General features: G+C 42.1%; 30 protein-coding genes and 1 pseudogene. 11 read left to right on the forward strand and 20 right to left on the reverse strand.

Annotated features, from left to right (window positions below; genetic code table 11):
- Positions 1-28: 28 nt before the first annotated feature.
- Positions 29-886 (forward strand): MBL fold metallo-hydrolase, encoded by an 858-nt coding sequence (locus BK009_RS08210; RefSeq protein ID WP_100909361.1) that lies wholly within the window; start codon positions 29-31, stop codon positions 884-886.
- A 171-nt stretch (positions 887-1,057) separates the two neighbouring features.
- Here the strand turns inward: BK009_RS08210 and BK009_RS08215 are convergent, their stop codons facing one another.
- The 19 genes and pseudogenes from BK009_RS08215 to BK009_RS08305 all read right to left on the reverse strand — a co-directional run bounded on the left by BK009_RS08215 (position 1,058) and on the right by BK009_RS08305 (position 13,331).
- Positions 1,058-1,333 (reverse strand): energy-converting hydrogenase B subunit P, encoded by a 276-nt coding sequence (locus tag BK009_RS08215; RefSeq protein ID WP_100907088.1) that lies wholly within the window; start codon positions 1,331-1,333, stop codon positions 1,058-1,060.
- 68 nt (positions 1,334-1,401) lie between these two features.
- Positions 1,402-2,391 carry a respiratory chain complex I subunit 1 family protein gene (locus tag BK009_RS08220; protein WP_100907089.1) on the reverse strand — a complete coding sequence of 330 codons (990 nt, stop codon included), beginning with the start codon at positions 2,389-2,391 and terminating at the stop codon, positions 1,402-1,404.
- Positions 2,392-2,404: 13 nt separating this feature from the next.
- Entirely contained in the window at positions 2,405-3,532 is a 1,128-nt protein-coding gene (locus BK009_RS08225; protein ID WP_100907090.1) for a hydrogenase large subunit, read from the reverse strand.
- 70 nt (positions 3,533-3,602) lie between these two features.
- The gene (locus BK009_RS08230) at positions 3,603-4,049 is read right to left on the reverse strand and encodes an NADH-quinone oxidoreductase subunit B family protein (RefSeq protein ID WP_100905478.1); all 447 of its coding nucleotides are present in this window, start codon (positions 4,047-4,049) and stop codon (positions 3,603-3,605) included.
- A 59-nt stretch (positions 4,050-4,108) separates the two neighbouring features.
- A complete protein-coding gene (locus BK009_RS08235; RefSeq protein ID WP_100905477.1) occupies positions 4,109-4,594 on the reverse strand; it encodes a 4Fe-4S binding protein in 486 nt (161 codons plus the stop codon).
- On the reverse strand, positions 4,591-5,952 hold the full coding sequence (locus BK009_RS08240) for a 4Fe-4S binding protein (RefSeq protein ID WP_100907091.1): 1,362 nt from the start codon (positions 5,950-5,952) through the stop codon (positions 4,591-4,593). The genes BK009_RS08235 and BK009_RS08240 overlap by 4 nt, the downstream gene beginning before the upstream one ends.
- A 158-nt stretch (positions 5,953-6,110) precedes the next feature.
- Entirely contained in the window at positions 6,111-6,386 is a 276-nt protein-coding gene (locus tag BK009_RS08245) for an energy-converting hydrogenase B subunit J (protein ID WP_205835873.1), read from the reverse strand.
- Positions 6,387-6,893: an MnhB domain-containing protein gene (locus BK009_RS08250; RefSeq protein WP_100905475.1), complete on the reverse strand. Its 507-nt coding sequence runs from the start codon at positions 6,891-6,893 to the stop codon at positions 6,387-6,389. It abuts the gene before it with no gap.
- The gene (locus BK009_RS08255; protein WP_100905474.1) at positions 6,894-7,172 is read right to left on the reverse strand and encodes an EhbH; all 279 of its coding nucleotides are present in this window, start codon (positions 7,170-7,172) and stop codon (positions 6,894-6,896) included.
- On the reverse strand, positions 7,165-7,500 hold the full coding sequence (locus tag BK009_RS08260) for an energy-converting hydrogenase B subunit G, EhbG (RefSeq protein ID WP_100907092.1): 336 nt from the start codon (positions 7,498-7,500) through the stop codon (positions 7,165-7,167). Before BK009_RS08260 ends, BK009_RS08255 begins: the two co-directional genes overlap by 8 nt.
- Positions 7,497-9,001 (reverse strand): annotated as a pseudogene (gene ehbF, locus BK009_RS08265) (energy conserving hydrogenase EhbF). Before ehbF ends, BK009_RS08260 begins: the two are co-directional and overlap by 4 nt.
- Before the next feature lie 66 nt (positions 9,002-9,067).
- Complete coding sequence (locus BK009_RS08270; RefSeq protein ID WP_100907094.1) at positions 9,068-9,430, reverse strand: cation:proton antiporter subunit C; 363 nt, start codon at positions 9,428-9,430, stop codon at positions 9,068-9,070.
- Position 9,431: 1 nt separating this feature from the next.
- On the reverse strand, positions 9,432-9,665 hold the full coding sequence (locus tag BK009_RS08275) for a DUF4040 domain-containing protein (RefSeq protein WP_100905470.1): 234 nt from the start codon (positions 9,663-9,665) through the stop codon (positions 9,432-9,434).
- Positions 9,662-9,934 (reverse strand): cation:proton antiporter, encoded by a 273-nt coding sequence (locus BK009_RS08280; protein WP_100905469.1) that lies wholly within the window; start codon positions 9,932-9,934, stop codon positions 9,662-9,664. Before BK009_RS08280 ends, BK009_RS08275 begins: the two co-directional genes overlap by 4 nt.
- A complete protein-coding gene (locus BK009_RS08285) occupies positions 9,927-10,196 on the reverse strand; it encodes a monovalent cation/H+ antiporter complex subunit F (RefSeq protein WP_100905468.1) in 270 nt (89 codons plus the stop codon). Before BK009_RS08285 ends, BK009_RS08280 begins: the two co-directional genes overlap by 8 nt.
- The gene (locus BK009_RS08290; protein WP_100905467.1) at positions 10,193-10,504 is read right to left on the reverse strand and encodes a monovalent cation/H+ antiporter subunit E; all 312 of its coding nucleotides are present in this window, start codon (positions 10,502-10,504) and stop codon (positions 10,193-10,195) included. The genes BK009_RS08285 and BK009_RS08290 overlap by 4 nt, the downstream gene beginning before the upstream one ends.
- Positions 10,505-10,815: 311 nt before the next feature.
- Entirely contained in the window at positions 10,816-11,595 is a 780-nt protein-coding gene (locus tag BK009_RS08295) for a metal-dependent hydrolase (RefSeq protein WP_100909362.1), read from the reverse strand.
- Positions 11,596-11,718: 123 nt separating this feature from the next.
- Positions 11,719-12,435 carry a succinylglutamate desuccinylase/aspartoacylase domain-containing protein gene (locus tag BK009_RS08300; RefSeq protein ID WP_100905465.1) on the reverse strand — a complete coding sequence of 239 codons (717 nt, stop codon included), beginning with the start codon at positions 12,433-12,435 and terminating at the stop codon, positions 11,719-11,721.
- Positions 12,436-12,590: 155 nt separating this feature from the next.
- Positions 12,591-13,331 (reverse strand): SagB/ThcOx family dehydrogenase, encoded by a 741-nt coding sequence (locus tag BK009_RS08305; RefSeq protein WP_100907095.1) that lies wholly within the window; start codon positions 13,329-13,331, stop codon positions 12,591-12,593.
- Between the two features lie 282 nt (positions 13,332-13,613).
- Between BK009_RS08305 and BK009_RS08310 the strand changes: the two genes are divergently transcribed.
- The 9 genes from BK009_RS08310 to mcrA all read left to right on the forward strand — a co-directional run bounded on the left by BK009_RS08310 (position 13,614) and on the right by mcrA (position 22,084).
- Entirely contained in the window at positions 13,614-14,042 is a 429-nt protein-coding gene (locus BK009_RS08310) for a hypothetical protein (RefSeq protein ID WP_232728071.1), read from the forward strand.
- Positions 14,039-14,614: a DUF4405 domain-containing protein gene (locus BK009_RS08315; RefSeq protein ID WP_100909363.1), complete on the forward strand. Its 576-nt coding sequence runs from the start codon at positions 14,039-14,041 to the stop codon at positions 14,612-14,614. The genes BK009_RS08310 and BK009_RS08315 overlap by 4 nt, the downstream gene beginning before the upstream one ends.
- Before the next feature lie 205 nt (positions 14,615-14,819).
- The gene (locus BK009_RS08320; RefSeq protein WP_100905462.1) at positions 14,820-15,998 is read left to right on the forward strand and encodes an argininosuccinate synthase; all 1,179 of its coding nucleotides are present in this window, start codon (positions 14,820-14,822) and stop codon (positions 15,996-15,998) included.
- Positions 15,999-16,074: 76 nt separating this feature from the next.
- A complete protein-coding gene (locus tag BK009_RS08325) occupies positions 16,075-16,335 on the forward strand; it encodes a pro-sigmaK processing inhibitor BofA family protein (RefSeq protein WP_100905461.1) in 261 nt (86 codons plus the stop codon).
- Positions 16,336-16,609: 274 nt separating this feature from the next.
- Positions 16,610-17,314, forward strand: coding sequence for a TetR/AcrR family transcriptional regulator (locus tag BK009_RS08330; protein ID WP_100909364.1), 705 nt, complete (start codon positions 16,610-16,612; stop codon positions 17,312-17,314).
- 478 nt (positions 17,315-17,792) lie between these two features.
- Complete coding sequence (mcrB, locus tag BK009_RS08335) at positions 17,793-19,124, forward strand: coenzyme-B sulfoethylthiotransferase subunit beta (RefSeq protein ID WP_100905459.1); 1,332 nt, start codon at positions 17,793-17,795, stop codon at positions 19,122-19,124.
- Between the two features lie 19 nt (positions 19,125-19,143).
- The gene (gene mcrD / locus BK009_RS08340) at positions 19,144-19,632 is read left to right on the forward strand and encodes a methyl-coenzyme M reductase operon protein D (protein ID WP_100905458.1); all 489 of its coding nucleotides are present in this window, start codon (positions 19,144-19,146) and stop codon (positions 19,630-19,632) included.
- A gap of 2 nt (positions 19,633-19,634) precedes the next feature.
- Complete coding sequence (gene mcrG, locus BK009_RS08345; RefSeq protein WP_100905457.1) at positions 19,635-20,435, forward strand: coenzyme-B sulfoethylthiotransferase subunit gamma; 801 nt, start codon at positions 19,635-19,637, stop codon at positions 20,433-20,435.
- A complete protein-coding gene (mcrA, locus tag BK009_RS08350) occupies positions 20,432-22,084 on the forward strand; it encodes a coenzyme-B sulfoethylthiotransferase subunit alpha (RefSeq protein WP_100905456.1) in 1,653 nt (550 codons plus the stop codon). The genes mcrG and mcrA overlap by 4 nt, the downstream gene beginning before the upstream one ends.
- A 301-nt stretch (positions 22,085-22,385) precedes the next feature.
- Here mcrA and BK009_RS08355 read toward each other — a convergent pair whose 3' ends face one another.
- A complete protein-coding gene (locus tag BK009_RS08355) occupies positions 22,386-23,858 on the reverse strand; it encodes an NAD(P)H-hydrate dehydratase (RefSeq protein ID WP_100907099.1) in 1,473 nt (490 codons plus the stop codon).
- A gap of 117 nt (positions 23,859-23,975) precedes the next feature.
- Here BK009_RS08355 and BK009_RS08360 point away from each other — a divergent pair, with 117 nt between their 5' ends.
- Positions 23,976-25,904: a 3H domain-containing protein gene (locus tag BK009_RS08360; protein ID WP_100909365.1), complete on the forward strand. Its 1,929-nt coding sequence runs from the start codon at positions 23,976-23,978 to the stop codon at positions 25,902-25,904.
- The last annotated feature ends 64 nt before the right edge of the window (positions 25,905-25,968 follow it).

Consider the following 25,968-nt stretch of genomic DNA (forward strand, 5'->3'; position numbering starts at 1 on the left):
AAATGGTATAACTATTATAGGTTCATTTATGCAAATTACTGAACATGTTCACGCTATAAAGATACCTTTTCAGGTTAAAACCGATTCTGGAACTCTGGAGCGTTTTGTCTACGCTTACTTAATATGTGGGGAAAAGATTATCCTGGTGGATAGTGGAGTTAGCTCTTCAGAAAAAATAATCTTGGATTATTTGGAAAAAATCGGCCATATCGCCAGTGAGATATCGTTACTGATCCTGACCCACTCCCACCCGGATCATGTTGGCTCTGCACAGTCAATTCAAAGGAGATCTGGCTGTGAAATAGCCGCCCACCAGGGTGAGAAGTCCTGGATTGAGGATGTGGATTTACAATTTAAGGAACGTCCGGTTCCCAATTTCCATTCATTGGTGGAAGGATCAGTTCAAGTGGATCATGTTTTAAAAGAGGGAGATATTTTTGATTTGGGAGGTAACCTAAATTTAGAAGTTATACACACTCCTGGCCATTCTGCGGGTTCCATATCCCTCCACATGCCTGGTGAAGGAGTTCTTATCACCGGCGACGCGGTCCCCCTCCAGGGAGATCTGCCTATTTATGATGATTTTGCAGAATCAATTCGATCCATTGAAAAATTGAAGGCTTTTAAAGATTTAAAGGTGTTATTAGTTTCCTGGGATGATCCTCAAGAGGATGATAATGGATACCAGAGGATGGATGAAGCTCTGGATTACCTTCAACATATACAGGAAGTTGTTGGGAAACTTTCCCCTGAAAATTCTACCCCAAACCTTATGGAATTTTCCAGATTAGTTTTAAAAGAGTTGGGATTACCCGAGGCAGCTCTTAACCCCATAGTGGTTCGATCATTCCAGGCAAATCTGAAAGAACGAAGTAGCAGGGTTTAGTGAAAAAATAGAAATTGATGGTTAACCAATGCCAAATGGATAGTGAATGGAAAAATTCCAATTAATGGTTTTAAAAAGGATAAAAGTAAGAATAAAGGTTTAATTCAGAAGTGAAGAATCTATAGGCTGAAAAACAAAAATTAAAATATGATTATTAGGCATTTAGGGGTTTTAATCAACTATTACTCCTTTTTCTTCTTTTAGCCTCTCCAGTTTAGCTTTTGCCTTACGGAATTGGCTCAGATAATTGTCTTCATTGGTAAGGGGTGTTAGTTCCAGTCCCAACTTTCGCTGCTCTTCCAACCACTCCTCATTGAAAACAGGAACTTCCAGTTTTATAGGTTCCTCAGTAGGATTTACCACTATAACATTCCTGTAGGGGAATTCAGTTTCCACGATGTAACCCCCTAAACTCATGATGTGCAGGGGCCTTATTACAATTTTCATATGATCACCATATTATTATTAGTCTAACTGTCCATCTATAATTTTATTAAAATATTCCGGGGCCTTATTTAAAGTAAAGCAGCCACTATAGCCAGTACTCCTATGATGGAAACTCCAGCTACAGTAGGATAGAATTGTTTGTAGGTGAATATGGGAGAGAATGCACTGAGTACTGCCATGAACATTGGGAAGAGCAGTGCCACGATCAGGGTGATGATGAATGATGGGTTCAGGATGTTAGGCGCTATTCCCAAGAATAGGGTGGAAAATAGGGTGGTTAGTGTGAACATCAGGAATCCACGGGTTATGTAGACATATGCCCTATATTTGGCAGCGTATTCCATGTAGGGCCCTTCTATAACATCAGGTTTGCCCTTTAGTATGGAGAAGGGATACTCATTTAGGAGAATCATGTATCCAATGAAGAATACAATGGCCCCCAGCACTCCCGCCACACTGAACAGGATGGGTCCGTGCACCTGCTGGTAGTTGATGATGTCCTGGAGGTAGATGCTTCCAGTCCGGGCCACTGCCACGAACAGGGCAATGTACAGGGGGAAAGAACCGAATGCTATAAGTCTGAATGCCCTTAGACTACTCAGGTCTTCGAAGAATGATTGTGGTGTCTCGGGATGGGCAGCGCCTTTAGCCTTATCCGGGAAGGGCATACGTACTGACATTACTGAACGAGACAAACTTCCCATAAACATGTACATGACTTCCTCCACTTTCAGGAATCCTATAAGGGCAATTACACTGGCCAGTGCTCCTAAAAAGTACATTTCAGGGATGAGGAATAATAACAGGATTACCACCACTATTAGACTTATAATGGGTAAGGCATTGTAGAGTCTTGGCATTGATGACTCGGGAGTGATGGTCTGTTTGAAGAAGAATTTAAGGGGAGCCATGACCCCTGGGCTGGTAATGGGAGGGCCTACCCTCTGCTGGATCCGGGCGTGAATGAACTTCCGTTCAATACCCGGTAAGAAGAGGCTCACTATGAAGGCCACCACCAGGGTGCCTATTACTGCTATTACTGAATATATAAGGTCCATGGTTTATTTCTCCTCATAACTTAATGATCTCAATTGCCCGGTCAGTGCAGGTGAAACAAGGATCACATTGCACAACACAAAGCTGGGCATCAGTTATATGATGACCAATAGCTGAGTACTGCATAGCTCCAATGTTGGCCATGGATGGTGTTCGGATGACACAGTTTCTTACCCGCCCATCTTCCAGGGCATAGGAATGATAAAGTGTTCCCCGTGGAGCTTCAATGTAACTCTTGGTTATGGGAGTGTCCTGCATCTCCCAACTTCTATTGGTTATAGGGCCATCTGGAAGGTCACGTATTGCCTGGCGTATGATTTTGATGGCCTCAAAATTTTCAAAAACCCTCATCAGTAGTTGAGATTTCACATCGCCATCATCCTGGGTGATTACCTCAAAATCAAATGGATAATATTCAAACATTTCAGTTCGGAGGTCTGATTTAACCCCAGTAGCTCGTAGGGTTGGTCCAGAACAGGCCAGGCGCAATGCGTCTTTCTGACTGGTTACTCCCACACCGGTGATTCTGCTCATTACCATTGGGTCAGAGACAAAACGATCTGCAAATGCAGTGAGTTTCTCTTCAACCAGATCCATTCCTGCAGTTAATTTTTTGATGCGCATTTCATCTAGTTCACAGCGTGGTCTGACTCCCCCCAGCACTGCTGAACCGTATTGTACCCGGTTACCACCTATCATTTCCAGGAGGTCCATTATTGTTTCCCGGATGTAGAAAATACGCATTGAAAATGTTTCATGGCCAAGTACTTCACTTCCATGAGCTAGATAGAGTAAATGGCTATGTAATCGTTCTAATTCTCCCATTATGACCCGGATATAAATTGCCCGTTCGGGCACATCTATTTCCAGGGCTGTTTCTGCCACCCGGCATGAGTTCCAGATGTGGATGTTGGAACATATTCCACAGATCTTTTCGGTGAGGCTGTTGGCCTTTTCCACTGGCAGGCCTTCCATGATCCGTTCCACTCCTCGGTGGTTGACTCCCACAGTCATCTCCGCATCGCGGACGATTTCATCTTCCACAAAGAGTCTTAGCCGGTATGGTTCTAGTGCGGCAGGGTGAACAGTTCCCATTGGAACTTCTGCCTCTATAACCATCCGGTTTTCTTTCTTATCGTCCATTATGTTACACCTTCATGAGTTTTAAATTATATCCTCAGTTTTTTAAGTGAATTTTATGGTTAATTTTTTTTTATTCAGCATTCAACAGTAAGGGTAGTGCTGACACCAGTCCAGCCACCACATCCTGGGGACGGACCGCACATCCTGGTACTTTTGCATCAACTGGTATTATCTGATCCACGGGTCCGGCAATTTCCTCGGAGGGTATGTCTCCGTGACAGTTTTTATAAACTCCCCCCATTAGGGCACAGGCCCCGGCAGCTACAACTGCTTTTGGTTCGGGTATTGCTTTGTAAATTTCTCGGAGTGGCTGTTCATTTTGTTTGGTTACCGGTCCAGTGACCACCAGGACATCTGCTTCCCGTGGATTCCAGGTTAAAAATACCTTGTACTGTTCCGCGTCAAATTTAGGAGATAATATGCAGTTAACAATTTCTATGTCACAGCCATTGCATCCTCCTGTGTACACCAACATCACGTGTACAGCTCGACCCCTGGAATATGATTTCAGGCTCATATGATTCCTCTTAAAGATTTTGTGGATTTTTAGTTAAATTAAATCTCTTATCTATTTTTTTATTCTCTTCTTTTTCTTAGGATGGTGTTATCTGCTAAGTACTGGGATATAAATGCTATTTTATCTTCGGATATCTTCACTGGTTTTTCAAGTAGTTGAGATATGTCCGAATCGACTTTACCCACGTCGTTGGGATGTATGGTTCCTGCTTTCCCAAATAACGCATATAATGGGCAGAAATCGTGACAATAATAGCAGACAACACATTTTTCACTATGTAGGACTGGTAACTGGGTTTTGGTCAGCCCCTCCATGAGTTCCACTGGTTCATCCAGATCCACCATTTCTATGGCTTCAGTGGGGCAGACATTACTGCAACCACCACAACCAATACAGGATACTTCGGCCACCTTTTCAGTTGGTGTTACCCGACCTTCCAGGATCATGTTCCGTACTTCCCTATCTGTAACCCGGTCACTGGCAAATATGATCCTTTTAAGGTTGGTGAAGGCTCCTTCCAGGAATATCAGGAATAAATTAGTCATTTTGCCACCTCGAATTCCCTTTCAAATAATATGGCCCTGGCTGGGCAGGCATTGCTGCAGGCGCCACAGTAAGTGCACTTGGAATCATCCACCACAATTTTACCATCTGCATCCTCAGTTATAGCTTCTTCAGGACATATTTTAGTGCATAATTTACAGTTCATACACATTTTATCCATGACAAAGGTAAATCCATCCTTAATGGTTTTCTTGCGCATGGTAGTGGTGGGTATTGCATTTACAGGACAGTGAATAGCACATTTCTCACAAAGTACACATTTTTTAGTGTCAACTTCTATGGTGCCCCTGCGCAGGGTTACAGCATCTTTGGGACAGACTTCTGCACATATTCCACAGGATATACAGTCCTCAGTGACTGATCCATCCCAGGTTACGTGTTTGACACTGCGGGCTTCGTTTACATCACAGGCCTTGACACATCTACCACAGGAAACACAGAATCCTTTAATCTTCCTTTCAGTGTCTTCTGAAAGTCGTAGGGTTCCCACGGGACAGGCATCAATACAGGCCATGGTTTCACAGTCCTCGCACAGGGTGGGATCATAACGCAGATGCCCGTTTACCATTTTTAGTGCTCCACCTTCACATGCATCGGCACATAAGCCACAGTTGAGGCAGGAGATGATTTTTCCTTCCAGTTCTTCTCCTTCTTCCAGTTTTTTGATTTTCACCTGGAAGTCATCCACGTATATGGCCTTGTTGGGACATTCCTGCAAACATTTTAGGCATACTGTGCATTTTTCAGGGTCAATGGTGCAGTTTTCTATGGCTCCCACTGGACAGACATCTTCACAGACCCGGCACTCCGTACATTTACCCTGGGGTTCCACATCCACCATTATCGCCTCGGTGGGGCAGTAATACTCGCAACGTCGGCATAGGGTGCATTTTTCTGTGTCAGTGACCAGACTGGTTCTTTCAGTAACATCCTCTTCCTTTTTAGAGCGCATGGGAGGTTGAACTGTGAGGTTTAATGATTCCAGGAACTGGACTTGGCGGTCTTCGATTACATCATAGGCATCTATTCTAGCCTTTTCTGGGCAGGATGGAACACATATCCCACATCTGGAACAGATCCCCTTAACCACCCCATCTTCTATTCGAATATTGTTAACGGGACAGGTGAGTTCACAGACACCACAGGCATTACATTTAGCACGGTCCACAACGTATCCCCCGTATTTGTTACGGAAGATGGCCCGGTTAGGACAGGCTTCCATGCAGGCACCGCAGGTTATGCAGCTGAAGGCTTTGCCATCAATAAGGCGGATTGCTCCAGTAGGGCATTCCTGGATGCATTCTCCAATGCCTTTGCATTTGTTGGTTGTTAGAAACATAAGTTTATACTCCGAATTGATTTTTTTGTTTCTGGTGATTATTATTTTCTAAATTAACGTTGAAACCGATCCAGTTATCCTGAATTTTCATCTCAACTCTTAAATAACTGATTTTAGGTTAAATTCTGCTTGTTCAACTCAACTACCATATTATTTTATTAGTTTTCCGTTTGAGGTTTAGTGCCTCTTCCAAAAGTTAATTTACCTAAAATGATACCCACTGCTGCAGCCACAAAACCGCTGGCTAATGGAACATCAATATAATATGGGAACGGGCCCAGTTCATAGGCCATTATGAAGGCCACAATTATGAATACTAAGTATACTGGAGCGGTAAATTTCAATCCACTCTGGGGAACATCCCTGATTCGGGTTCCCAGGACAAATCCCAGTAAGAGTCCCAGTAATAGGGGGCCGATATAGATGTTTATCATTTATTCGACCTCCTCATAATCCAGTTCTTCTGCATCGGGTTCAGGTGAACTTTTCTCATACTCTTTGAATCCCATAAATGATATTACCACGGCGGTTAAACCTACCATGACCTTTAATCCAACTGCAAAGTTAAGGTAGGGTAATATTCCAGCATGGGTGGGGTCAGGGTAGTCAAACATATTCTGTATGGCCACTGGTACTATGTGGTAGATGTCCACTCCCAGGTTGTAGAGGTAGAATCCGGAAAAAACCAGTCCGGCTATTCCCAGGAAAACGAATAGCAAAGCACCTACACTTTCCACTCCCGCCAGAAAATCATGGGAAAGATGTAGTGGGCTGTCTTTAAGTCCGTAAACGATTAGACAGAATATTAAAGCTGCTGCTATCATTGCTCCGCCCTGAAATCCTCCTCCAGGGGTGATGTGCCCTCCCAGTATGGTGAGGACACCCAGGCACATGATGACCATTGCTGCTGGGAATACGAATATTTTAAGTATGGTGCTCATTTATTTACCTCCCAGTTGGACTCTGCCCCGTCCAAATACCAGTAAAACGGCGATAACTGCGGTTACCAGGATAAGGGCTTCACCTAGAGTATCATAACCTCTCCAATCAAACACCACTATGGTTACCATATTGGGGGCTATTTTAGGACCCACGTAATTGTAGATATAACTTATACCGGGATATATCATCTGTTTGAAGTGATATGTGGATTCAAATATTGTAACTGCGAATATAAAGAGGGAAAATCCCATTATAATTTTTCTTAATCCTTCAGACATTCAAATTCCCCCAGTAGAATAGGGTAATTACTATGGCCAGAGCCAACATGACATAGAACATCATAGAGGCCATTGAATCATTCTGTTCCTTTTTGAATCGGGGCATAAGCGGCATGGCCACCAGGGCTGCTAGTAAAACCACCAGCACTGCTACAATCATCAGGATCTTACTCACCATGCGCAGCATAACCAGGGCCACCAGTATAGATGAAATCAGGGTTATCTCGGCAGTGAGCATGGATGATGTGGACATGTTAGTTATTGCGGCATCATCCCCCGCTCCCTGAATGTCTTTTATTTTTTTAACTATCAAGTCGTAGAGGTTCATACTATACCTCCTGCTAAACTGGTTGCCAGTGGCTGCAGGTAGCTGGTTACTACTTGTGGGAAGAGTCCGAAGACTATACAGACCACCAGGAATACCACCAGTGCAATTATGGTGGCTTTGGGTATATTTTCATTTTTCAACTCTAGATCAGCTGGTTTTGGGCGTAGGAAAACTGCATGAAACGCTTTCATGAAGGTCATGAATGTAACGATACTCAGCAGTATCATGATCACCCCTAACTCCGGGAATCCTGCATTTATGGAGGCTTGGATGAGCATGAGTTTACTCTGGAATGCGTTTAGTGGTGGTACTCCGGCCATGGCAAATCCAGCCAGTAAGACCAGTAAGGCTACCACTGGATTTCTGGCCATCATTCCACCCAGTTTACGGGTGTCACTGACCCGAGTCTGGTAGAGTACCGTTCCGAATCCTATAAACAGGAAGGCAGTGATTATTGCTTCGTTAACTGCCTGGAATAGTCCGGCGGTTATTCCGAATGCAGTGCCCAGCCCCAGCCCGATACCTATGTATCCCAGTTCTCCCACTGCCAGGAAACCGATCATTCGTTTAATGTCGGTCTGAACAATGGCCATGGTAATTCCCAGGATCATGGCCAGTATGGATACTCCCAGTATCACCCACTGTGAGAAGGGTAGGTAGGAAAATATTCTCAGTATTATGATTCCCAGGGCAATGAAGATGAAAACCGAGAAGGCCTGGATGAGTGCTGCTCCACTGGGTAGTGCTTTGCTGTATATGGCTGATTTGATAGTGTGGAATGGGGGGAGTCCAGAACCGTATAACCATCCGAATACTATTAAACCACAGGCCATTAAGAGCACTGGATTTTGAGGATTGACTAACCCGTTTTTCAGTGAATATATGATATCCGTTATGTTCACGTTTCCAGTTACTCCCAGTAGTAGTGCTATTCCTAGGAGGAGTAATGGTGCGGCTATGCTTCCCAGTATCATGTACTTGAGGGCGGTTTCATAGTTGCCCTTCACATTGGAAACCAGTACTATTCCTACTGTGGCCAGGGCTGCGATTTCAAAGAAGACATAGAGGTTGAATATGTCATCAGTTAAGAGTATGGCGGTTACTGCGGCGATTCCCATGAACATCATGTACCCGTAGACCCCTGATGGTCGGCGAGTCTCGAATAGTGAGGTGAACACCGCCAGGAGCCCCACCAGTCCCAGGATAAATACGAATATTTTCTGTGCACTCTGGAAAGAGTATGTAATCGCCGGGTGGAATGTGTTTAAGGCAGTTCCAGTGATGAGTGAGGGTAAATTGTTGGATAATGTTGGATTTTCAATGAGGGGGCATATCCACCAAAGTAATGCAGACCATAATTGGCCAGAATAGGTAAAGCTGGTAATACTAAGGCTAAAAAGATGGCTATGGTTTTGATTGTGCGGTCCTTTTTGTGTAACAGGTTTAAAAATAGAGCACACAGTATGGGAACAATAACCATCAGGGGTATTAAGAGGTTCACATTATCCCTCCAGTACCATTGTAATCTATATTATTGATTGTGTTGGAATTGTAAATTGACATTTGATTACTCTCCCAGAATCTCCTTTGCGCTTAAGGATCCGCGCTTTTTGTAGAGTACGATGATGATTCCCAGCATCACGGCCATTGTACTGGCCCCGATGACAATGCTGGTTAAAACCATTGCAAATGGAAGGGGGTAGGCTGCGTTCTGTGAGAACCATTCTGCGGCCATGCCCGGTAGGTATATGTATACTATTCCCCCAGGTTTGTAACCCATGGCAATCAAAAACAGGTTAACCCCGTCTCCTATGAAAGCCAGACCAATTACTTTTTTAATGAGATTGTCCAGGAATGCTGCGGCAAAAATACCGATGATAATCAGGGACACTGCGGTGAATAGTGATGCGATTTGTACGTCAATGACCATCTTATTCCTCCATCCTGCGTGTTTTGTAAACTGCCAGTGCAAAGAACACCGGGATGATAGCTGCTCCCACAATGGCCTGGGTAAGGGCCACATCAGGGGCCAGTAAATACTGGTATAGGATGGCAATTGAAGCTCCACTGATACCAACCAGGATAGCAGATTTCAATAGATCCCTCTGCATCAAAGCTAGGATAGCTCCTAGAACTGCGGTTAGCATGAATAAGTATTCAATCATCTTTTATCCTCCCCATAATAGTAACCATTGGCTATGGCATGGGATGCGAAGGGTGTTAATATAAAGTAAACTCCAGCCAGCAGAGGTTCTCCCAGTACAAGTAGGGAAACCATACATGCCACATCTATAACACCCAATATATGTATACGAGCGTATAGAACCCTTTCCATATCATCTTTATATCTTATGATTCCAATAGCGGTTAGAATGACCAGAACTGCTGCTACGAGAAGTATTATTGATTTTATAATGGTAATTATATCATCCACGGGCATACCCCCTTAAGACTCGGGCAAAGGCAATGGTTCCTACCATATCCATAATTAACAGTGCCATGGCTATATCACGGCAAAAGGCAATACCATAAAGATTCTGTAACAGGATCAGGAATGTGGCTACCGCAATGGTAAACCCAGATAATCCCACCAGCCCCATGGCTATTGTCTTACGGGTGACAATCCTGATGGTGGCCACGGCAAATATAGCTAAAGCCGCCATTAGTACATATTGTGAGAATACAAACAAGTTCATTCTAACATCCCTTTTATGTATGGTTCAAATGGTATAACATCCTCATTGGAACGTGGAGTTATGGTAGCTACCCTTAAAACCTGTTTTTCCGAGTCAAGATCAATGGATAATGTCCCGGGAGTAAGGGTGATGCTGTTGGCAAGAATGGTCTGAGAGATGGGTCTTTCCAGTACTGTGGGGATTTCCACCACAACTGGATCCACCTTACCGTTTACAGTTCTGATTGCAACGTCAATGGTGGCTTTTATTATCTCCCATATCAATACTATGAAATAGGCGATTCCGTAGAATATTCTGGTTATAAACATGGTAAATTAGCCCCTTAATGTTTTAATATCATAAACAGTGAACACCGGTAAAGGACAAAGGCCGTGTTCGGTTATCACGCGCATTAATTTGATTCATCGTGACCATTGTTATGACCATGATAAATTACAATTCATCATTATAAAACATGATATATAAAGATAACTAAATTTTTATTTTCACCCCAAAAACATCACCCCCTATATTATTATAATGAAAATACGGAAGCACATTTAAAAGAAGATCGGTAAACCCCAAAACCCGTCTGAATTATCCGCTCTAGCCAGAATCTTCTTATTTTGAAGGTTTATAACTATACTAATTTTAGGGATTGTAAGTAATTAACTGGATTAAAATCAGCCAAATAGATTTCCTTCAAATTTATTTCAGGGACTTGTAAATAATAATTTAAAAGAAGGGAATGTCCTCCAGGCATAAGATAAAGAATTGCCACACTACAGAGCCATAAGGTGACAATGAATAGTCCGGTGATTTTACCAAATCGGTGCTTGGATAAAGGGTTGAATAGCCTCACCCCATTACCAGTGAACAGATCCAGGATTAGATGACTTAATGAACCCACGAATAAAGCGGTTGCTACATATATGAAGTTGAAACTGGTTAAAGGAGTTAAAAATATGCCAATTGTTATTAGTAACGCGTATAATATAAGTAAACCCCTGTTTAAAACTATAATTCCCAGGATTAATGAGGTTAAGAGGAAAGAAACCCTGAGATCAGGGGTTAAACTTCCCAGAATATTCTGAAAACTGATTACAAACAGAGCAAGGCAACCTGCTGCCAGCCCAGTTCCAGGGATAGAGTGTACAAAACCCCGGTGTTGGGCAATGAAAAAGAATAATGCTATACTGATCAATAATACTCCTGTAAATGGAGTAATTTTGAATAAAGGGAGTGTTAATGTCAGTATACCTCCAGCAAGGGCCATTATAACCAGGTTCCGGTAACGGAAACTAGTGTCCAGATCCACCAGTGAAGCCCCTACCACAGCCAGAGATAAGTAGTAAACATCTGGGAAGAATGGGAATATCATTATAAGTGAGAATAATATGTGTTTTTTATAAGAAGACATTTTTATCAGTTATAACAGGAATAGTTACTGCAAGCCAGGTACATTTGAATTTAATGACATAAATCAAACAGTTTTCTAAGAGCCCTTCTGTACTGTTTCATATGGTATGAAGGGCTAACAGAATTATAGGATGTTGAAATAACTCAAGAAAGAGTTCATTTGCAGTAGAGATCTTTCCACACTCCCTGAATCTAATTTTCCATTTCTGGAAACCACTTCACAGGTCACCGCAGGTATTCCCTTAATATTCAACTCATCTTCCAGCGCCCCTCTGTAGAGTTTACCGGCCTGTTCCTGGGAAATGATCTTGGATGATGTCTCACTGGTGATATGGCTGGCTATCTTAAAACTTTCGTAACATGGCTTTTTCGAGCAAAAAACACTCTCTATCCCGGGATTACTCTGAGGTTGGGTGGAGTGAAAGTCTGCTGCTGCCTGGATTTTCAGTTTTTGGGCGGTTTTTAAAATGGTGTTGGAAATGTATCCCTCCTTAAAGGTCTTCCTATTCATATCCCATCCTTTGAACCGCCTTGAATTTTTCATGGTGGCATAGGGTATGGCAATGGGGATGATGTATAGGGTTCCATTAACTTTTTTATCCTCTAACTGGTTTAATAGTCTGAAAAAAGCAACTTGAGGAGGGAGTTCGTTTCCATGAATCCCCGCACACATAATAATACGGGGAGTTCCTGATCCAAATTTTAAAAGAGGAGTCCCATTTAAAGCTGCTTTGATTAAAAGTTTTCCAATACTGCCCAGAGTCAGTTTCTCCCAAAAATCAGAATTAAGGGAAATGTCTCCACCAGTTTCCGGGGCAATGGTAAGTATTTCACATTCCATAATTACACCATGCACGAATAGAATGTTTCTCCCCAAGTAGGGGGAATCTATCCCTTAACATTGAATAATTAGTATACATCTTCTTGTTTCATTCATATTATTTAATTCTTTAATTATCCAGTGACTTTAAGAAGGATTTTTGCCACACCATACATTCATGATGTGGGGTAACCCACGGGATAGATATATATCGGAGTTTCATTGGAAGGCAACTTTAAAAGGTTTATCATCTGATCATCGTAGAAAGAACCAATTGCCACTGTACCCATACCATGGGCAACTGCCTCCAAATATATGTTTTCCCCAATATGCCCGGCTTCAATATCCACAAATCTGGTGCTGATTCTTTCATCCGGATATTTTTCCCTCATCTTCTGATAGTTTCCAGTGATCACCAAACTTATAGGTGCCGCCTCAACCCATTTTTGCTGGTGGGCTGCCTGTGACAAATTGTATCTCTGGTCACCATCCACTATTTTTTCTAAAGTATTATTAAAAGGATTATAATGGTATATGCCTGCTTCCAGTTCCTTTACACTATTATTACCGGTGACCAGATAAATTTCCATTGGAAAAACATGGCCCGCAGATGGTGCAGCCCGATAATTTCTTTCAGAATCAGTGATTCCCTGTGAAGCCCAGAGAAGTTGTGAAACATCCTGCAGAGTAAGGGCAGTAGTACTGAAAGTTCTAACTGAACGTCTGTTTTGTATGGCCTGATCCACAGACATGTTACTGGAAATCATTGCCTGGGGGAGATTGAAAGTCCCTAAAATCTCTCTGGACTGAATTTCTGTTTTTACCGGCTGCATGAAAACTGTGTAAGCTAGGTACACTGCCAGGAAAGCCGATAGCAATATAATGGCCACCAAAACATATTTACTCTTTTTTTGCATGGTTCCCCCCAATTATTACCAGTTTTAAATATGATGGGTCCAGCTAAAAGCTGAACTATCTACCCCCTGTATTAAAGGGAAACTGGCAGATCCCTTCCATAATATTTATAACATCAAACATTCTTGAAAAACGTTTAATATTCATGAATATATTAAATTATCCCTGAATATCTAGATTTTTTTTAGATTTGCCAAAAAATGTATAAACTGACTGTTATATTATTCTAAATAGGAATAATCGTTAAACTGGAATAGGAAGATGATTTTGAATTCACGGTTACCATGACCTACGATTTGATAAGTATATCCATCACCCTCATAGTTGCCTATTTGGGGAGTTACATTCTTTACCGTAAGGATTATATTAAAAAATCCACCCACATTCGTTTATGGAATATTCTTATTTTAATCACCTTTCTGATATCTGCAGGGGCGGGTTTAGTGCTCCTGGGCCTTGCAGAATCTGGAGTTGCCCTTCCAATCAGCCAGGAACTCCTTTACTGGCATGTTCAAATTTCAATAGCCATGTTCTGGATTGCCATTTTCCACATACACTCATACTGGATGTCTTCACCTGGTAAAAAATCCGGTGAAAGCCAGGACCCCCATAAAAAATCCCCCGGAAAATTCAAGAGTTCCCTAAAATCAGGCATATCCCCTGGAAAATCGACTGACAATTCCAATGAAAAAGAGGGGAGGGGATTAAAGTGAAAAAATTGTATGTGGTTATTTTAATTGCCCTACTAACACCAATAGCAGTTTATGCCTGGAATGACTGCCCCTACGGCACGGTAAATGATCCATTCCCTGGCCAGTGCCCCCGTTATCTAGACACTAACCAGAATAATATATGTGATCATTCCGAATCTCCCATTTCTGCTTCTCTAAATAATGCTTCAACAACTGGACCAAGTAATGATGGAAGTGCTAGTGATTTTACCGATATTAAGGGGGCCAATTCAATTCCTCCTGAAAATTATAACCTGATATCCCTCATTACAACTACAATTATCCTCTATTTGATTACTTATCTTCTGTATCTGGAAGAACTTCTGAATCGAAGTTTCTACTATCATATCTGGAAATACGTGCTTATGGTGAGCTTTCTTGCCACGGGAATAACTGGACTCCTCCTGACCATATTCATAAACTATGGAATCTTCTCTTCCTGGAATTTGACCATAGATTTCTGGCATGCAGAGTTTGCCATTGTAATGGCAGTCAGCACATTTCTCCACCTTCATCTTTACTGGAAACAGGTTAAAAAAGTTTTTAAAGTATAGATATCCTCGTTATCATCCCTATGTTAAAAAATGTTGATTAAAAATCTGTACGTTGAATCCTCCACATAATTGTCCAACTAAATATATATTATAATATAGTTTTTTATAGACCCAACATCATAACTTTATCAATATTTATTTTGCCCCCTCAATTTAACAATCAACTACAGAATGAAATCAGAAATAAATTAATGGAGATTTGAAAATGGAAAAAGTGGTTCTGGCGTTCAGCGGTGGGCTGGACACCTCAGTATGTATAAAATTACTGGAAGAAAAATATGACAAGAAGGTTGTAACTGCCTGTGTGGATGTTGGGCAGCCAGAGGATGAAATCACGCGCCCTGCTAAACTCGCAGGTGAGATGGAGTTGGAACATTACACCATCGATGCCAAGGATGAATTTGCACGTGAATTCATATTCAGGGCCATTAAGGCCAACGCAGTTTACGAGGGTTACCCCCTTAGCACCGCCCTGGCCCGCCCCCTCATTGCCATGAAAATTGTGGAACTGGCTGAGAAGGTAGGTGCAAATTCCATTGCCCATGGTTGCACAGGTAAAGGAAATGACCAGTTCCGTTTCGAGTCCATCATCAGGTCATATTCTCCCTGTGATGTTATCGCCCCTATAAGGGATTTGAACTTAACCCGAACTGAAGAAGTAAAGTACGCCCAGTCCCATGGAATACCTCTCCCTTCAGATAAGCTTTACAGTATCGATGAGAACCTGTGGGGCCGTTCCATAGAAGGTGACATCCTGGAGGATCCAATGGTGGAAACCCCGGAGGAGGCCTTCAGCTGGACCCGTTCCACCGAGGATGCTCCGGATGAGGCAGAAGTACTGGAGATATCCTTTGAGGAAGGTGTTCCCATTGAGATCAACGGAGAACTCATGGGCCCCCTGGATGTTATTGTTAAAGCCAATGAGATAGCAGGACTCCATGGAATTGGAAGGGTAGACATCATGGAGGACCGAATTATTGGATTGAAGTCAAGGGAAAACTACGAAACCCCGGGTGCTTTTCTGTTAATTGCTGCTCACCGTGCCCTGGAACAGCTGGTTTTAACCAGGGAGGAGTTGAAGTTCTCGGAGACCGTGTCCCAAACTTATTCTGAACTAGTTTACAATGGATTATGGCATGAACCACTTCGGGAAGATCTGGACCAGCTCATAGATAATATGCAGGGCCGTGTGTCAGGTACAGTGCGGTTAAAACTCCACAAAGGAAATATACGCATCCTGGGAAGACAATCACCATTCAGCCTTTACCAGGAGGAAGCAGTTTCCTTTGAGGACAAGGAGATGGACCAGAGGGAAATGGCAGGTATGGTGAAAAACTACGGGATTCAGGCTGCCTGTTACCAGGATATCTGTCGCCGAGAGTGATCAATTAGAGATCTAGGGAAATTAGATTGAAAATTAGGGATAAAAAAAATCAGATGAAGTTAAGAGGATATTAGTCATGGAATTCCTGACCATAGTAATCATTGGGATAATCCTTTTAATTGTAGGAGTATTAGGAGTTGGTCTTCTATTAAAACTGGGAAAGGTTGCCCTGAGCATTCTGTTGCACATGTTACTGGGATGGATACTCCTCTTCATCTGGAACATCCTTCCCTTTTTCAAGATCCCCATCAACATACTCACCGTGCTGGTGGCTGGTTTTGGGGGGATAATTGGTGTGGGTGTGCTTATTTTAGCCAAGGCACTTGGTTTATATTAAAAACTGTTATGTTTTAAAAATATATGAAAATTAATTATTGTTTATATAATTCTGATCAGCATAATAAAACCTGAAATCACCTTTATTTAATAAATTTTTTTTAAAAAATCGTAATTATTTAAGTCAGCCCAATATTTTAAGTAAATTTAAAATTAAAACTTTTGTAGGATAAATAGTTTTAGAATTAAATTAAAAGCATAAGTATTAATGATGACACTAAACCATTTTATAATAACTGGAAGTAACTTAATAACCACTGTTTAGGGGTTTAACCATGGCCATCAAAGACCGGAGGGAACGTGAAAAGGAACAAAGGCACAATGATATTCTCAAAGCCGCTGAGAAGCTATTTTTATCCAGAGGCTACGATGATGTTTCCATGAACGACATAGCCCAGGAAGTTGAATTGAGCAAAGCCACCATTTATCTTTACTTTGATAATAAAGAAGAACTATTTTTCGCCATTGTATTGCGAGGAAACCTGATACTGAACTCCATGATCCAAGATGAAGTTAAAAAGGCGGAATCGGGAATTGACAAAGTTTCAGCATTCAGGAAGGCCTATCATGAGTTTAACAGGGATTATTCAGATTACATCCGTATTTATAAATATTTTCAGTCTGGAAGATTTGATCTAGACTGTATCATGGATTCTGACGAGATTGCAAAATCATCAAAGGATAAAATGTTTAAATCATCAAATGTCAGCGATTACCTCTATAAAATTAATAAAATGCGTGGTGAAAGATTCTCCATAATGTCAGATTCTGTCCAGATAGGTATTGATGATGGGACCATTCGTTCCGATGTGAATCCCTCAGAAGCAGCGGTATTATTATCTTCAATCTCAAAAAACATGTCGGATATTCCCCAGGATCATGAAAAATTACTGGAACGGCAAGGCATTGATCGTGATAAATTTGTGATGGATGTTGAGGATCTGATCCGTCATATGATAATGAATTACCAACAGGAATAGATTCAACTTTAAATTTAACTAAATTGATATATTTTATTAAATTGATTTTTCAGATTTAAACCCTCTTATTTTAATATTATTAACTATTAACTGGCTATTGACTAATTTTGGGAGTATTACTGTTAAATGATTTTAAAGGATTATTCCCCTTTTTTTAAGATTCGATTAATACTAATCTAGGAATATTTGCTTCTAAAAAATCAAACCGAAATCCTTATAAGTTCCTACTACCGGTTACTAAATAACCGACAGTCATTAAATTATTGTTGGTTATATTATAACTAAAAGTAATATTATCACTATTAGTTAGATTATCACTGATAGTTAAATTATCACCATCGGTCTGGACATGCGAGACAAAGAATAGAGTCCAGATACATCCATCATCAATCACGTTCCCCCCTACAGATTCGAAGAGAGACCTTTGCCAGTCTCTTCTTCAACCCCCTATTAAATAAATTAAAGAGGTGTAAACGTTATGCCAACCTATGAAGACAAAATAGACCTATATGGCGCAGATGGAAAGCTTTTAGAGAGCGATGTCCCCCTAGAAGCAGTAAGTCCCATGTTAAACCCCACAATAGAAAATATTGTGCAAGAAGTCAAGCGGTCCGTTGCAGTTAACCTGGCCGGTATTGAAAAATCACTGGACAAAGCAGCTTACGGCGGAAAATCTAATTTTATCCCAGGAAGAGAACTAAAACTACCTATCGTAGAAAATGTCGATGTCCTGGCAGAAAAAATTGAAAAAATGATCCGTGTTGATGATGAAGACGACTTCAACCTCAAACTCATCAACAAAGGTGAACAACTCCTGGTACAGTTACCATCCCAAAGGATGAAAATGGCTGGGGATTACACGGTCTCCACCATGGTTACTGGATCAGCAGTGGTGCAGGCCATAATCGACACTTTCGACGTGGACAAGTTCGATGCATCAGCAATAAAAACCGCTGTTCTAGGCCAATACCCACAAACAGTTGATTTTACAGGTGCTAATGTCAGTGCATTACTGGGCCCACCACAGATGCTAGAAGGTATGGGCTACGGTCTCCGAAACATAATGGCCAACCACGTGGTAGCCATAACCAAGAAAAACACCTTAAACGCAGTAGCACTATCCTCACTCCTAGAACAAACAGCAAACTTCGAAATGGGTGACGCTGTAGGTGCATTCGAAAGATTCCACCTCCTCGGACTTGCTTATCAGGGTCTAAACGCCAACAATCTGGTATTTGACCTGGTTAAAGAAAACGGTAAAGGAACTGTGGGCACAGTAGTAACCTCCATGGTAGAAAGAGCACTTGATGACGGAGTTATCAAAGTAGCCAAAACCATGCCATCAGGATACAACATCTACGAACCAGTAGACTGGGCATTATGGAATGCATACGCAGCAGCAGGACTTATGAGTTCCGTTATCGTCAACATCGGTGCTTCCAGAGCAGCACAAGGAGTTGCATCCACCTTACTGTACTACAATGACATACTTGAATTCGAAACCGGCCTACCCGGTGTAGACTACGGTCGTGTAGAAGGAACCGGTGTGGGAATGAGCTTCTTCTCTCACTCCATTTATGGAGGAGGAGGTCCAGGTATCTTCCACGGAAACCACGTTGTAACCAGGCACAGTAAAGGATTTGCAGTGCCATGTACAGCAGCGGCAATGTGTTTAGACGCTGGAACTCAGATGTTCTCACCTGAAATGACTTCCGGAATGGTGGGAAACATATACAGCGATATCGAATATTTCAAAGAGCCTCTAAAGTACATTGCTGACGGAGCTCGCGAAATTAAAGATCAGATATAAGTATGTTCAGGTGATCAAGATGGAACCAATAAAGGCCATTGATGTGAAAATTTTTCCTCACCGACGCCTGAAGCCAGAAACCACTGAGAAAATTCTCAATGAGTTACTGGAACTGGAAGGAGTTCTAAGATTCTTAGTGAATGGAGAATCCCTACCCAAAGTTGTGGGATACGGTCCTGCACGGGGAACCAGTGTTAACCATCCTGATAGAAAGATCATTACTGTAAAAGGAAAAGAAGTTGAACTTTTAGTTTCTGTTGGAGAAATAGTAGTCACTATAAATCAGGAAAATCTGGAAGAATTTGTTGAAAAAACAAAAACCATCCTAGAAGAAACCTTAAATTTCGGTTTTGATGTAGGAGTAGGTATTTTCACCAGAACAAAGACTACTGTATCGGATCATTTGAAAGTAGGCTACGGTATTGAAGAAGATATTGATCCCAGCCTCACTGGAATAGTAGATCCCAAGTCCAATTCCAAAGAAACTGTGAAGTTAATAGGTGATTGAACATGTCATACAAACCCCAGTACACCCCTGGAGAAACAAAAATAGCTCAAAACCGAAGGAACCATATGGATCCTGATTTTGAGATGAAAAAAATCAGAAATATTAATGATGAAGATATTGTTAGCGTTTTAGGTCACAGAAATCCTGGAGAAAGCTACAAAGCTGTACACCCTCCACTGGATGAGATGGATTTTGAAGAAGACCTAATGAAAGATCTGGTAGAACCTATCCCTGGAGCACAAGAAGGTGGAAGGACCAGATACATCCAGTTCGCAGATTCAATGTACAACGCTCCTGCACACCCTTATGACCGGGCCCGAACCTACATGTCCAGGTTCCGAGGAGTGGACACCGGAACCCTATCCGGACGACAGGTTATTGAAATCCGAGAACAGGACCTGGAAAAAATTTCCAAAGAATTATTAGAAACCGAATTCTTTGACCCTGCAAAAACTGGTTTAAGAGGAGCAACTGTACACGGTCACTCCCTAAGGCTAGATGAAAACGGACTAATGTTCGATGCTCTACAGAGATACGTCTACAACGAAGAAACCGGCAAAGTATCCTACGTCAAAGACCAGGTAGGACGCCCCCTGGACACACCTGTGGAAGTAGGAGAACCTCTGGATGAGGAACACCTCAAAGAAATCACCACCATTTACCGCAGTGACAACATCGGTATGAGAGAGGATAAAGAAGCTATTGAAGCAGTTCTAACAATTCACCAAACCAGAACTGACGGTGGATTTGGGTTAGGAGTTTTCAAAAACGATTTAAAAGCAAAACTGGGTGATGACAAATGAACAATGAAAAGAAGCTCTTCTTAAAAGCTTTACAAAGTAAATTTGATGAAGATCCCAAACAAAATCACACCAACTTTTACTGTTACGGAGGCTGGAAACAGTCCCCACGTAAAAAAGAGTTCGATGAATACGCTAAAAAGGTTGAAAAAGAAAGGGGCATCCCATTCTACAACCCAGACATCGGAGTACCACTAGGTCAGCGTAAACTAATGGCTTACAAAGTTTCCGGAACCGACACCTACGTGGAAGGAGACGACTTACACTTCTGTAACAACGCAGCCATCCAACAACTCAACGATGACATCAAAAGGACCATCATCGTGGGAATGGACACTGCTCACTCTGTTCTGGAAAAACGTTTAGGTGTGGAAGTTACCCCCGAAACCATCAACGAATACATGGAAACCATCAACCACGCACTACCTGGTGGTGCAGTGGTTCAGGAACACATGGTAGAAGTTCACCCTGGTCTAGTGGGAGACTGTTACGCTAAACTCTTCACTGGTGATGATAGCCTGGCTGATGAACTGGACTCCAGATTCTTAATTGATATCAACAAGGAATTCCCAGAAGAACAGGCTAAAATGCTGAAAGACTACATTGGCAACAAAACCTACCAGATCAGCCGAGTTCCTTCCCTAGTGGTAAGAACCTGTGACGGTGGAACTGTGTCCCGATGGTCTGCCATGCAGATCGGTATGAGTTTCATCGCCGCGTACAAACTGTGCGCAGGTGAAGCAGCCATAGCTGATTTCTCATACGCAGCTAAACACGCTGACGTCATATCCATGGGAAGCATTCTCCCAGCACGAAGAGCAAGAGGGCCAAACGAACCTGGAGGTGTACCTTTCGGTGTAATGGCTGATATCATACAGACCTCCCGTGTTTCAGAAGATCCTGCCAAAATATCCCTGGAAGTTATTGGAGCAGCAGCCACCATCTACGACCAGATCTGGCTCGGTTCATACATGTCTGGTGGAGTAGGTTTCACCCAGTACGCAACCGCAGCTTACACTGACGATATCCTGGACGACTTCGTATACTATGGTATGGAATACGTGGACGATAAATACGGTATCTGCGGAACCAAAGCCAGCACTGAAGTAGTTCACGACATAACCTCAGAAGTAACCATGTACGGACTGGAACAGTACGAATACCCAGCCCTCCTGGAAGACCACTTCGGTGGTTCACAGAGAGCAGCAGTTGTTTCCGCAGCTGCCGGATGTTCCGTTGCATTCGCAACTGGAAACTCCAACGCCGGAATCAACGGATGGTACTTAAGCCAGATCCTACACAAAGAAGCCCACAGCCGACTTGGTTTCTACGGTTACGACCTGCAGGACCAGTGCGGAGCATCCAACTCTCTCTCCATCAGGAGTGACGAAGGTCTGATCCACGAATTACGTGGTCCTAACTACCCTAACTACGCCATGAACGTGGGTCACCAGCCAGAATACGCAGGAATTGCCCAAGCACCACACGCAGCTAGAGGAGACGCATTCTGTGTGAACCCTCTCATAAAAGTTGCCTTTGCTGACAAGGACCTGTCCTTCGACTTCACCAAACCAAGGAAGTCAATAGCTAAAGGTGCTCTACGAGAATTCCTACCTGGCGGAGAAAGGAACTTGATCATTCCTGCAGTCTAGGTTTAATAATAAATAGCAAAAGATTTGATGTGGATTAAATTAATCCACAACCATCTATTTTTTTTAGATTTCTGAATTTATCAGCCTATTTTTTAGTTTATAATAATTTATTGATTTATGGAATTTAAAATCAATATCAAAATACACTGAAGAATCCAAATATAGGTCTGAATCATTACTATGAATAAAATTAATCCCTAATTGTTTCCATTTTTTCATCTCATTTTATTTTTATCATGAAAAAAATAATGGATTAAAAACTGCTAAAGAATTAAGACCCCACTGCAAAAAAGAGAATTATTTAATAGAATGCACGTGGAATAAAATCTAGAATATCCGTGGCCTTGAAATTATAACCATATTTTTTTGCTGCAATATCTCCGGCCAGACCATTAATATAAGCTCCTAAAAAGGCTGCTTCGAAACCATCATGCCCCTGGGCAAGTAATGCTCCGGTTAACCCCGCCAGACAATCCCCAGTCCCCCCAACAGTCATTCCGGGATTTCCAGTGCGGTTTAACTTGAGTCGGTCATTGCGAGCTACGATATCTACTGCTCCCTTTAAAACCACCGTGGTTTCAGATTCCCTGGAAACCTCTTTAACCACATGAATCTTATCATGCATATCCAGTGGAGCCCCTATACCTGAAAATTCCCTGAACTCCCCAGCATGGGGTGTTATCACCGTTTCATGAACTCTGCGTGGCAAAACACCAGGACCCACCAGTTTAAGGGCATCGGCATCTATCACCATTGGGTTTTCAATTTCCACCACCAAGTCATTAACTGCCAGTGCAGTTTCACTTTCCCGACCTATCCCACACCCTATAACCACCGCATCAAATTTTTCTGAAAGTTCAACCAGTTCATCAGTGTCTTTAGGGTTAAGAAAATCATTGGATAAACTATGCACAATAATATCCGGAGAATAGGATCTAATTACCGGTGATAATTCCCGTGGACAGGCCACCACCACTATATCTGCACCAGCAGCCAGAGATGCAAGTGCGGCCAGTGCCGGAGCACCAGAATACTCTTTACTCCCACCAATTACCAGAACCTTACCATTTTGACCTTTATGGGATTCATCATCCCTCTTTTTGATGCGCAAAAGGTCTCCTGGACCAGTGAATAACTCTGCTTCAGCAGGTATTCCAATGTCACCCACCTCAATATTACCCACGTACTCCACACTGGCAATGTTCAATCCCACTTTAACCTTGTGGAAGGTTATGGTAACATCAGCCTGAACCGCTTTATCAGTAACCATTCCTGATGCAGGGTCAACACCAGTGGGCACATCCACTGCTACTTTAAACCCTTCGGACTGGTTGATGATATCCACTGCAGTTGAGACTGGTTCTCGGAGTTTTCCCTTTACCCCGGTTCCTAGAAGTGCATCCACCACCACCTCCGCATCGGTGGGGTGCAGTTCTGATGAATCCCTCACCAGTTCCAGTTTGAGTGGACTAGTACCCTGGTTCATGGACTGGAGAACTTTCCAGTTTAAACTGGCTTCCCTGGATTTTATAAGTGCCGGGTCGGATAAAAGAAACACTTCAACTTCAAAACCACGGTTAATTAGATATCGGGCAGCTACGAATCCATCACCACCATTTCCACCGTTACCAGCATAAATAGCCACTTTACAGGGCTCTTTGTATTTTGTTAGTCCATTGGACAGGCATCTTCCAGCGTTTTCCATTAGAGAAGTTCTTGGAATGCCCATAGCATCTGCATTGGCATCTGCAACCATCATATCCTTGGGAGTCATGATATCACTACTTATAATTATAAGAAAGATGATATTTAACCATGCCTAATGTTAGAAAGATTGAAAAATTGAAATTATTTTATTTGTTATAAAATTAAGTTGCCCCCTGGTGATGATTTGCAGGTCCCTAACACTTCAACGCCTATTGTTCCTTCAATTCCATTTTCGGTGATTAAGTATCCAATAATCGCTGTAGTAGGATTGTTAACCTATGGCATAATTGGATCATTACTGATCATGCACCTTGATATTATAAATGCAGTTTATTTCACGATCATTACCACGGCCACTGTGGGTTATGGAGATATAAGCCCCCAAAGTCCATTACAAAAATTTTTCGTGGTCACCTTGGTCCTGGGAGGGGCCAGTTTAATTGCTTATGCATTCACTTTGATAATTATGGTGGTTTCCATGACTGTAGAAGATATAACCTCTGGAGCAAGGCATAGGAGAATGATAAAAGCCGCCAAGAACCATTTCGTACTTTGCGGCTATGGAAGAGTAGGGAGTGCAGTTCATAATGAACTTTTAAAAAGGAATTACAAAGTTATCATTGTGGAGAAAGACCCAGCTATTGTGGAGAAAGAACTCTGGGATGACAAGAATATCCTGGCCATACCTGGCGATGCCACTGATGAAAGTGTGATGATGGATGCAGGGATAGATAAAGCCAGAGGGGTTATAATCACCACTGGTGATGATGTGGATAACCTTTTCATCACCCTCACTGCACGGGAGATACATCCTGATATTTGGATTGTTACCAGGGCCAGTAAAAAGGTTAATATAAAGAGATTATACCGTTCAGGAGCTAATCAGGTCATATCCCCTGAAAGCAGTGGTGCTGAGGATATTTATTTTGCAGCTATTCAGCCCACCATCATGAAGATCACCGAGATGCATGAAGTGGGAGATATTCGCAAGGAATCAGAAATAATCCTCAAACACGGTTGTGCCCTGGAAAATATAGAGTATCACCTGCCTGAATTCAAAGAACCTCTGGCCAGGAAAATTGGAATTACAGAAATCGACCAGTTGGACCGGTTTTTAGATAGTCTGGATAAAGATCCCCAGCGTAAAAAATCACTGGAACGGATCTATGAATCAGTGAGTGGTATTCATTCCCACTGGATTTCAGGACCAGATAAGGAAACCCTGAAAAAAGTAGCTGATGAACTAAAAAAAGAAGGATTTCTCCTGGGTATTGATCTTAGTGAAGAGGAGATCAAGGAAGTTGCCCGGAAATACGGTCGTCTGGTGGAAGTGGTTATCAAACCGGAGATCAGGATCACTGAAATTCATGATGTAAGGGATATTCAGGATGAAGCAGAAATCATATTAAAACACGGGTGCGTCCTAGAGGACATTGAATACTATCTCCCTGGATTCCAAGAACCCTTAAAGAGAAACATCCAATTGAAAGAGATAAATGAGATGGGGAGATTTTTGAAAAAACTGGAAGAGGACTCCGCTAGAATGGAAGCCTTGGAAAGGCTTTACACCCTATCAGGTGGAGGTATACATTCACATCGAATAACTGGCCCTGACACCAGGAGTCTGGCCCAGGTGGAGAAAGAACTTAAAAATAAAAGATTCCTACTGGGGGTCAATCTCCGTCAGGAAGAGATTTCCCTAAAGATTAAAGAATACGGTAGGGTCGGTGAAGTGTTACTGCGCCATGAACCAGGTTTAATTGATGATAAAAATATTATTATTGGTAATGGTGGGCGGATACTGGACTCCAAACATTATCTCCCTGGTCTGGAGCAGGTTGTAACCCGGAAACTTTACCTTAAAAACTACGATGATCTTACTAGATGCGAAGCGGAATATAAAAAACCAGATGCCAAGAGATCCCTGGATACACTATCACAGATATCCCGAAACATCCACTCTCATACTGTCTCTGCAGGGGATGTGGAGACCATTAAAAAGATAATCAAGGCTTTAGATGAATCAGGACAACTTTTAGGAGTTGACTTACCTGAAAAAGAGATATGGGCCATTGTAGAAAGTGCAGAGCCCACTGGTTTCTGTGTAGAATAATAAAATACGATTTTTTAAAGAATTCATCATTCCATCCATTAATGTATTTAATCAATTGGAAAAA

This window comes from Methanobacterium subterraneum, assembly GCF_002813695.1.
Classification (GTDB): Archaea; Methanobacteriota; Methanobacteria; order Methanobacteriales; family Methanobacteriaceae; genus Methanobacterium; species Methanobacterium subterraneum.

Bases quoted from the DNA above. Each gene is read 5' to 3' on its own strand.
- BK009_RS08210 (WP_100909361.1), top strand. From the start codon at position 29: ATGCAAATTACTGAACATGTTCACGCTATAAAGATACCTTTTCAGGTT.
- BK009_RS08215 (WP_100907088.1), bottom strand. From the start codon at position 1,333: ATGAAAATTGTAATAAGGCCCCTGCACATCATGAGTTTAGGGGGTTAC.
- BK009_RS08220 (WP_100907089.1), bottom strand. From the start codon at position 2,391: ATGGACCTTATATATTCAGTAATAGCAGTAATAGGCACCCTGGTGGTG.
- BK009_RS08225 (WP_100907090.1), bottom strand. From the start codon at position 3,532: ATGGACGATAAGAAAGAAAACCGGATGGTTATAGAGGCAGAAGTTCCA.
- BK009_RS08230 (WP_100905478.1), bottom strand. From the start codon at position 4,049: ATGAGCCTGAAATCATATTCCAGGGGTCGAGCTGTACACGTGATGTTG.
- BK009_RS08235 (WP_100905477.1), bottom strand. From the start codon at position 4,594: ATGACTAATTTATTCCTGATATTCCTGGAAGGAGCCTTCACCAACCTT.
- BK009_RS08240 (WP_100907091.1), bottom strand. From the start codon at position 5,952: ATGTTTCTAACAACCAACAAATGCAAAGGCATTGGAGAATGCATCCAG.
- BK009_RS08245 (WP_205835873.1), bottom strand. From the start codon at position 6,386: ATGATAAACATCTATATCGGCCCCCTATTACTGGGACTCTTACTGGGA.
- BK009_RS08250 (WP_100905475.1), bottom strand. From the start codon at position 6,893: ATGAGCACCATACTTAAAATATTCGTATTCCCAGCAGCAATGGTCATC.
- BK009_RS08255 (WP_100905474.1), bottom strand. From the start codon at position 7,172: ATGTCTGAAGGATTAAGAAAAATTATAATGGGATTTTCCCTCTTTATA.
- BK009_RS08260 (WP_100907092.1), bottom strand. From the start codon at position 7,500: ATGAACCTCTACGACTTGATAGTTAAAAAAATAAAAGACATTCAGGGA.
- BK009_RS08270 (WP_100907094.1), bottom strand. From the start codon at position 9,430: ATGGTCATTGACGTACAAATCGCATCACTATTCACCGCAGTGTCCCTG.
- BK009_RS08275 (WP_100905470.1), bottom strand. From the start codon at position 9,665: ATGATTGAATACTTATTCATGCTAACCGCAGTTCTAGGAGCTATCCTA.
- BK009_RS08285 (WP_100905468.1), bottom strand. From the start codon at position 10,196: ATGAACTTGTTTGTATTCTCACAATATGTACTAATGGCGGCTTTAGCT.
- BK009_RS08290 (WP_100905467.1), bottom strand. From the start codon at position 10,504: ATGTTTATAACCAGAATATTCTACGGAATCGCCTATTTCATAGTATTG.
- BK009_RS08295 (WP_100909362.1), bottom strand. From the start codon at position 11,595: ATGTCTTCTTATAAAAAACACATATTATTCTCACTTATAATGATATTC.
- BK009_RS08300 (WP_100905465.1), bottom strand. From the start codon at position 12,435: ATGGAATGTGAAATACTTACCATTGCCCCGGAAACTGGTGGAGACATT.
- BK009_RS08305 (WP_100907095.1), bottom strand. From the start codon at position 13,331: ATGCAAAAAAAGAGTAAATATGTTTTGGTGGCCATTATATTGCTATCG.
- BK009_RS08310 (WP_232728071.1), top strand. From the start codon at position 13,614: ATGACCTACGATTTGATAAGTATATCCATCACCCTCATAGTTGCCTAT.
- BK009_RS08320 (WP_100905462.1), top strand. From the start codon at position 14,820: ATGGAAAAAGTGGTTCTGGCGTTCAGCGGTGGGCTGGACACCTCAGTA.
- BK009_RS08325 (WP_100905461.1), top strand. From the start codon at position 16,075: ATGGAATTCCTGACCATAGTAATCATTGGGATAATCCTTTTAATTGTA.
- BK009_RS08330 (WP_100909364.1), top strand. From the start codon at position 16,610: ATGGCCATCAAAGACCGGAGGGAACGTGAAAAGGAACAAAGGCACAAT.
- mcrB (WP_100905459.1), top strand. From the start codon at position 17,793: ATGCCAACCTATGAAGACAAAATAGACCTATATGGCGCAGATGGAAAG.
- mcrD (WP_100905458.1), top strand. From the start codon at position 19,144: ATGGAACCAATAAAGGCCATTGATGTGAAAATTTTTCCTCACCGACGC.
- mcrG (WP_100905457.1), top strand. From the start codon at position 19,635: ATGTCATACAAACCCCAGTACACCCCTGGAGAAACAAAAATAGCTCAA.
- mcrA (WP_100905456.1), top strand. From the start codon at position 20,432: ATGAACAATGAAAAGAAGCTCTTCTTAAAAGCTTTACAAAGTAAATTT.
- BK009_RS08355 (WP_100907099.1), bottom strand. From the start codon at position 23,858: ATGACTCCCAAGGATATGATGGTTGCAGATGCCAATGCAGATGCTATG.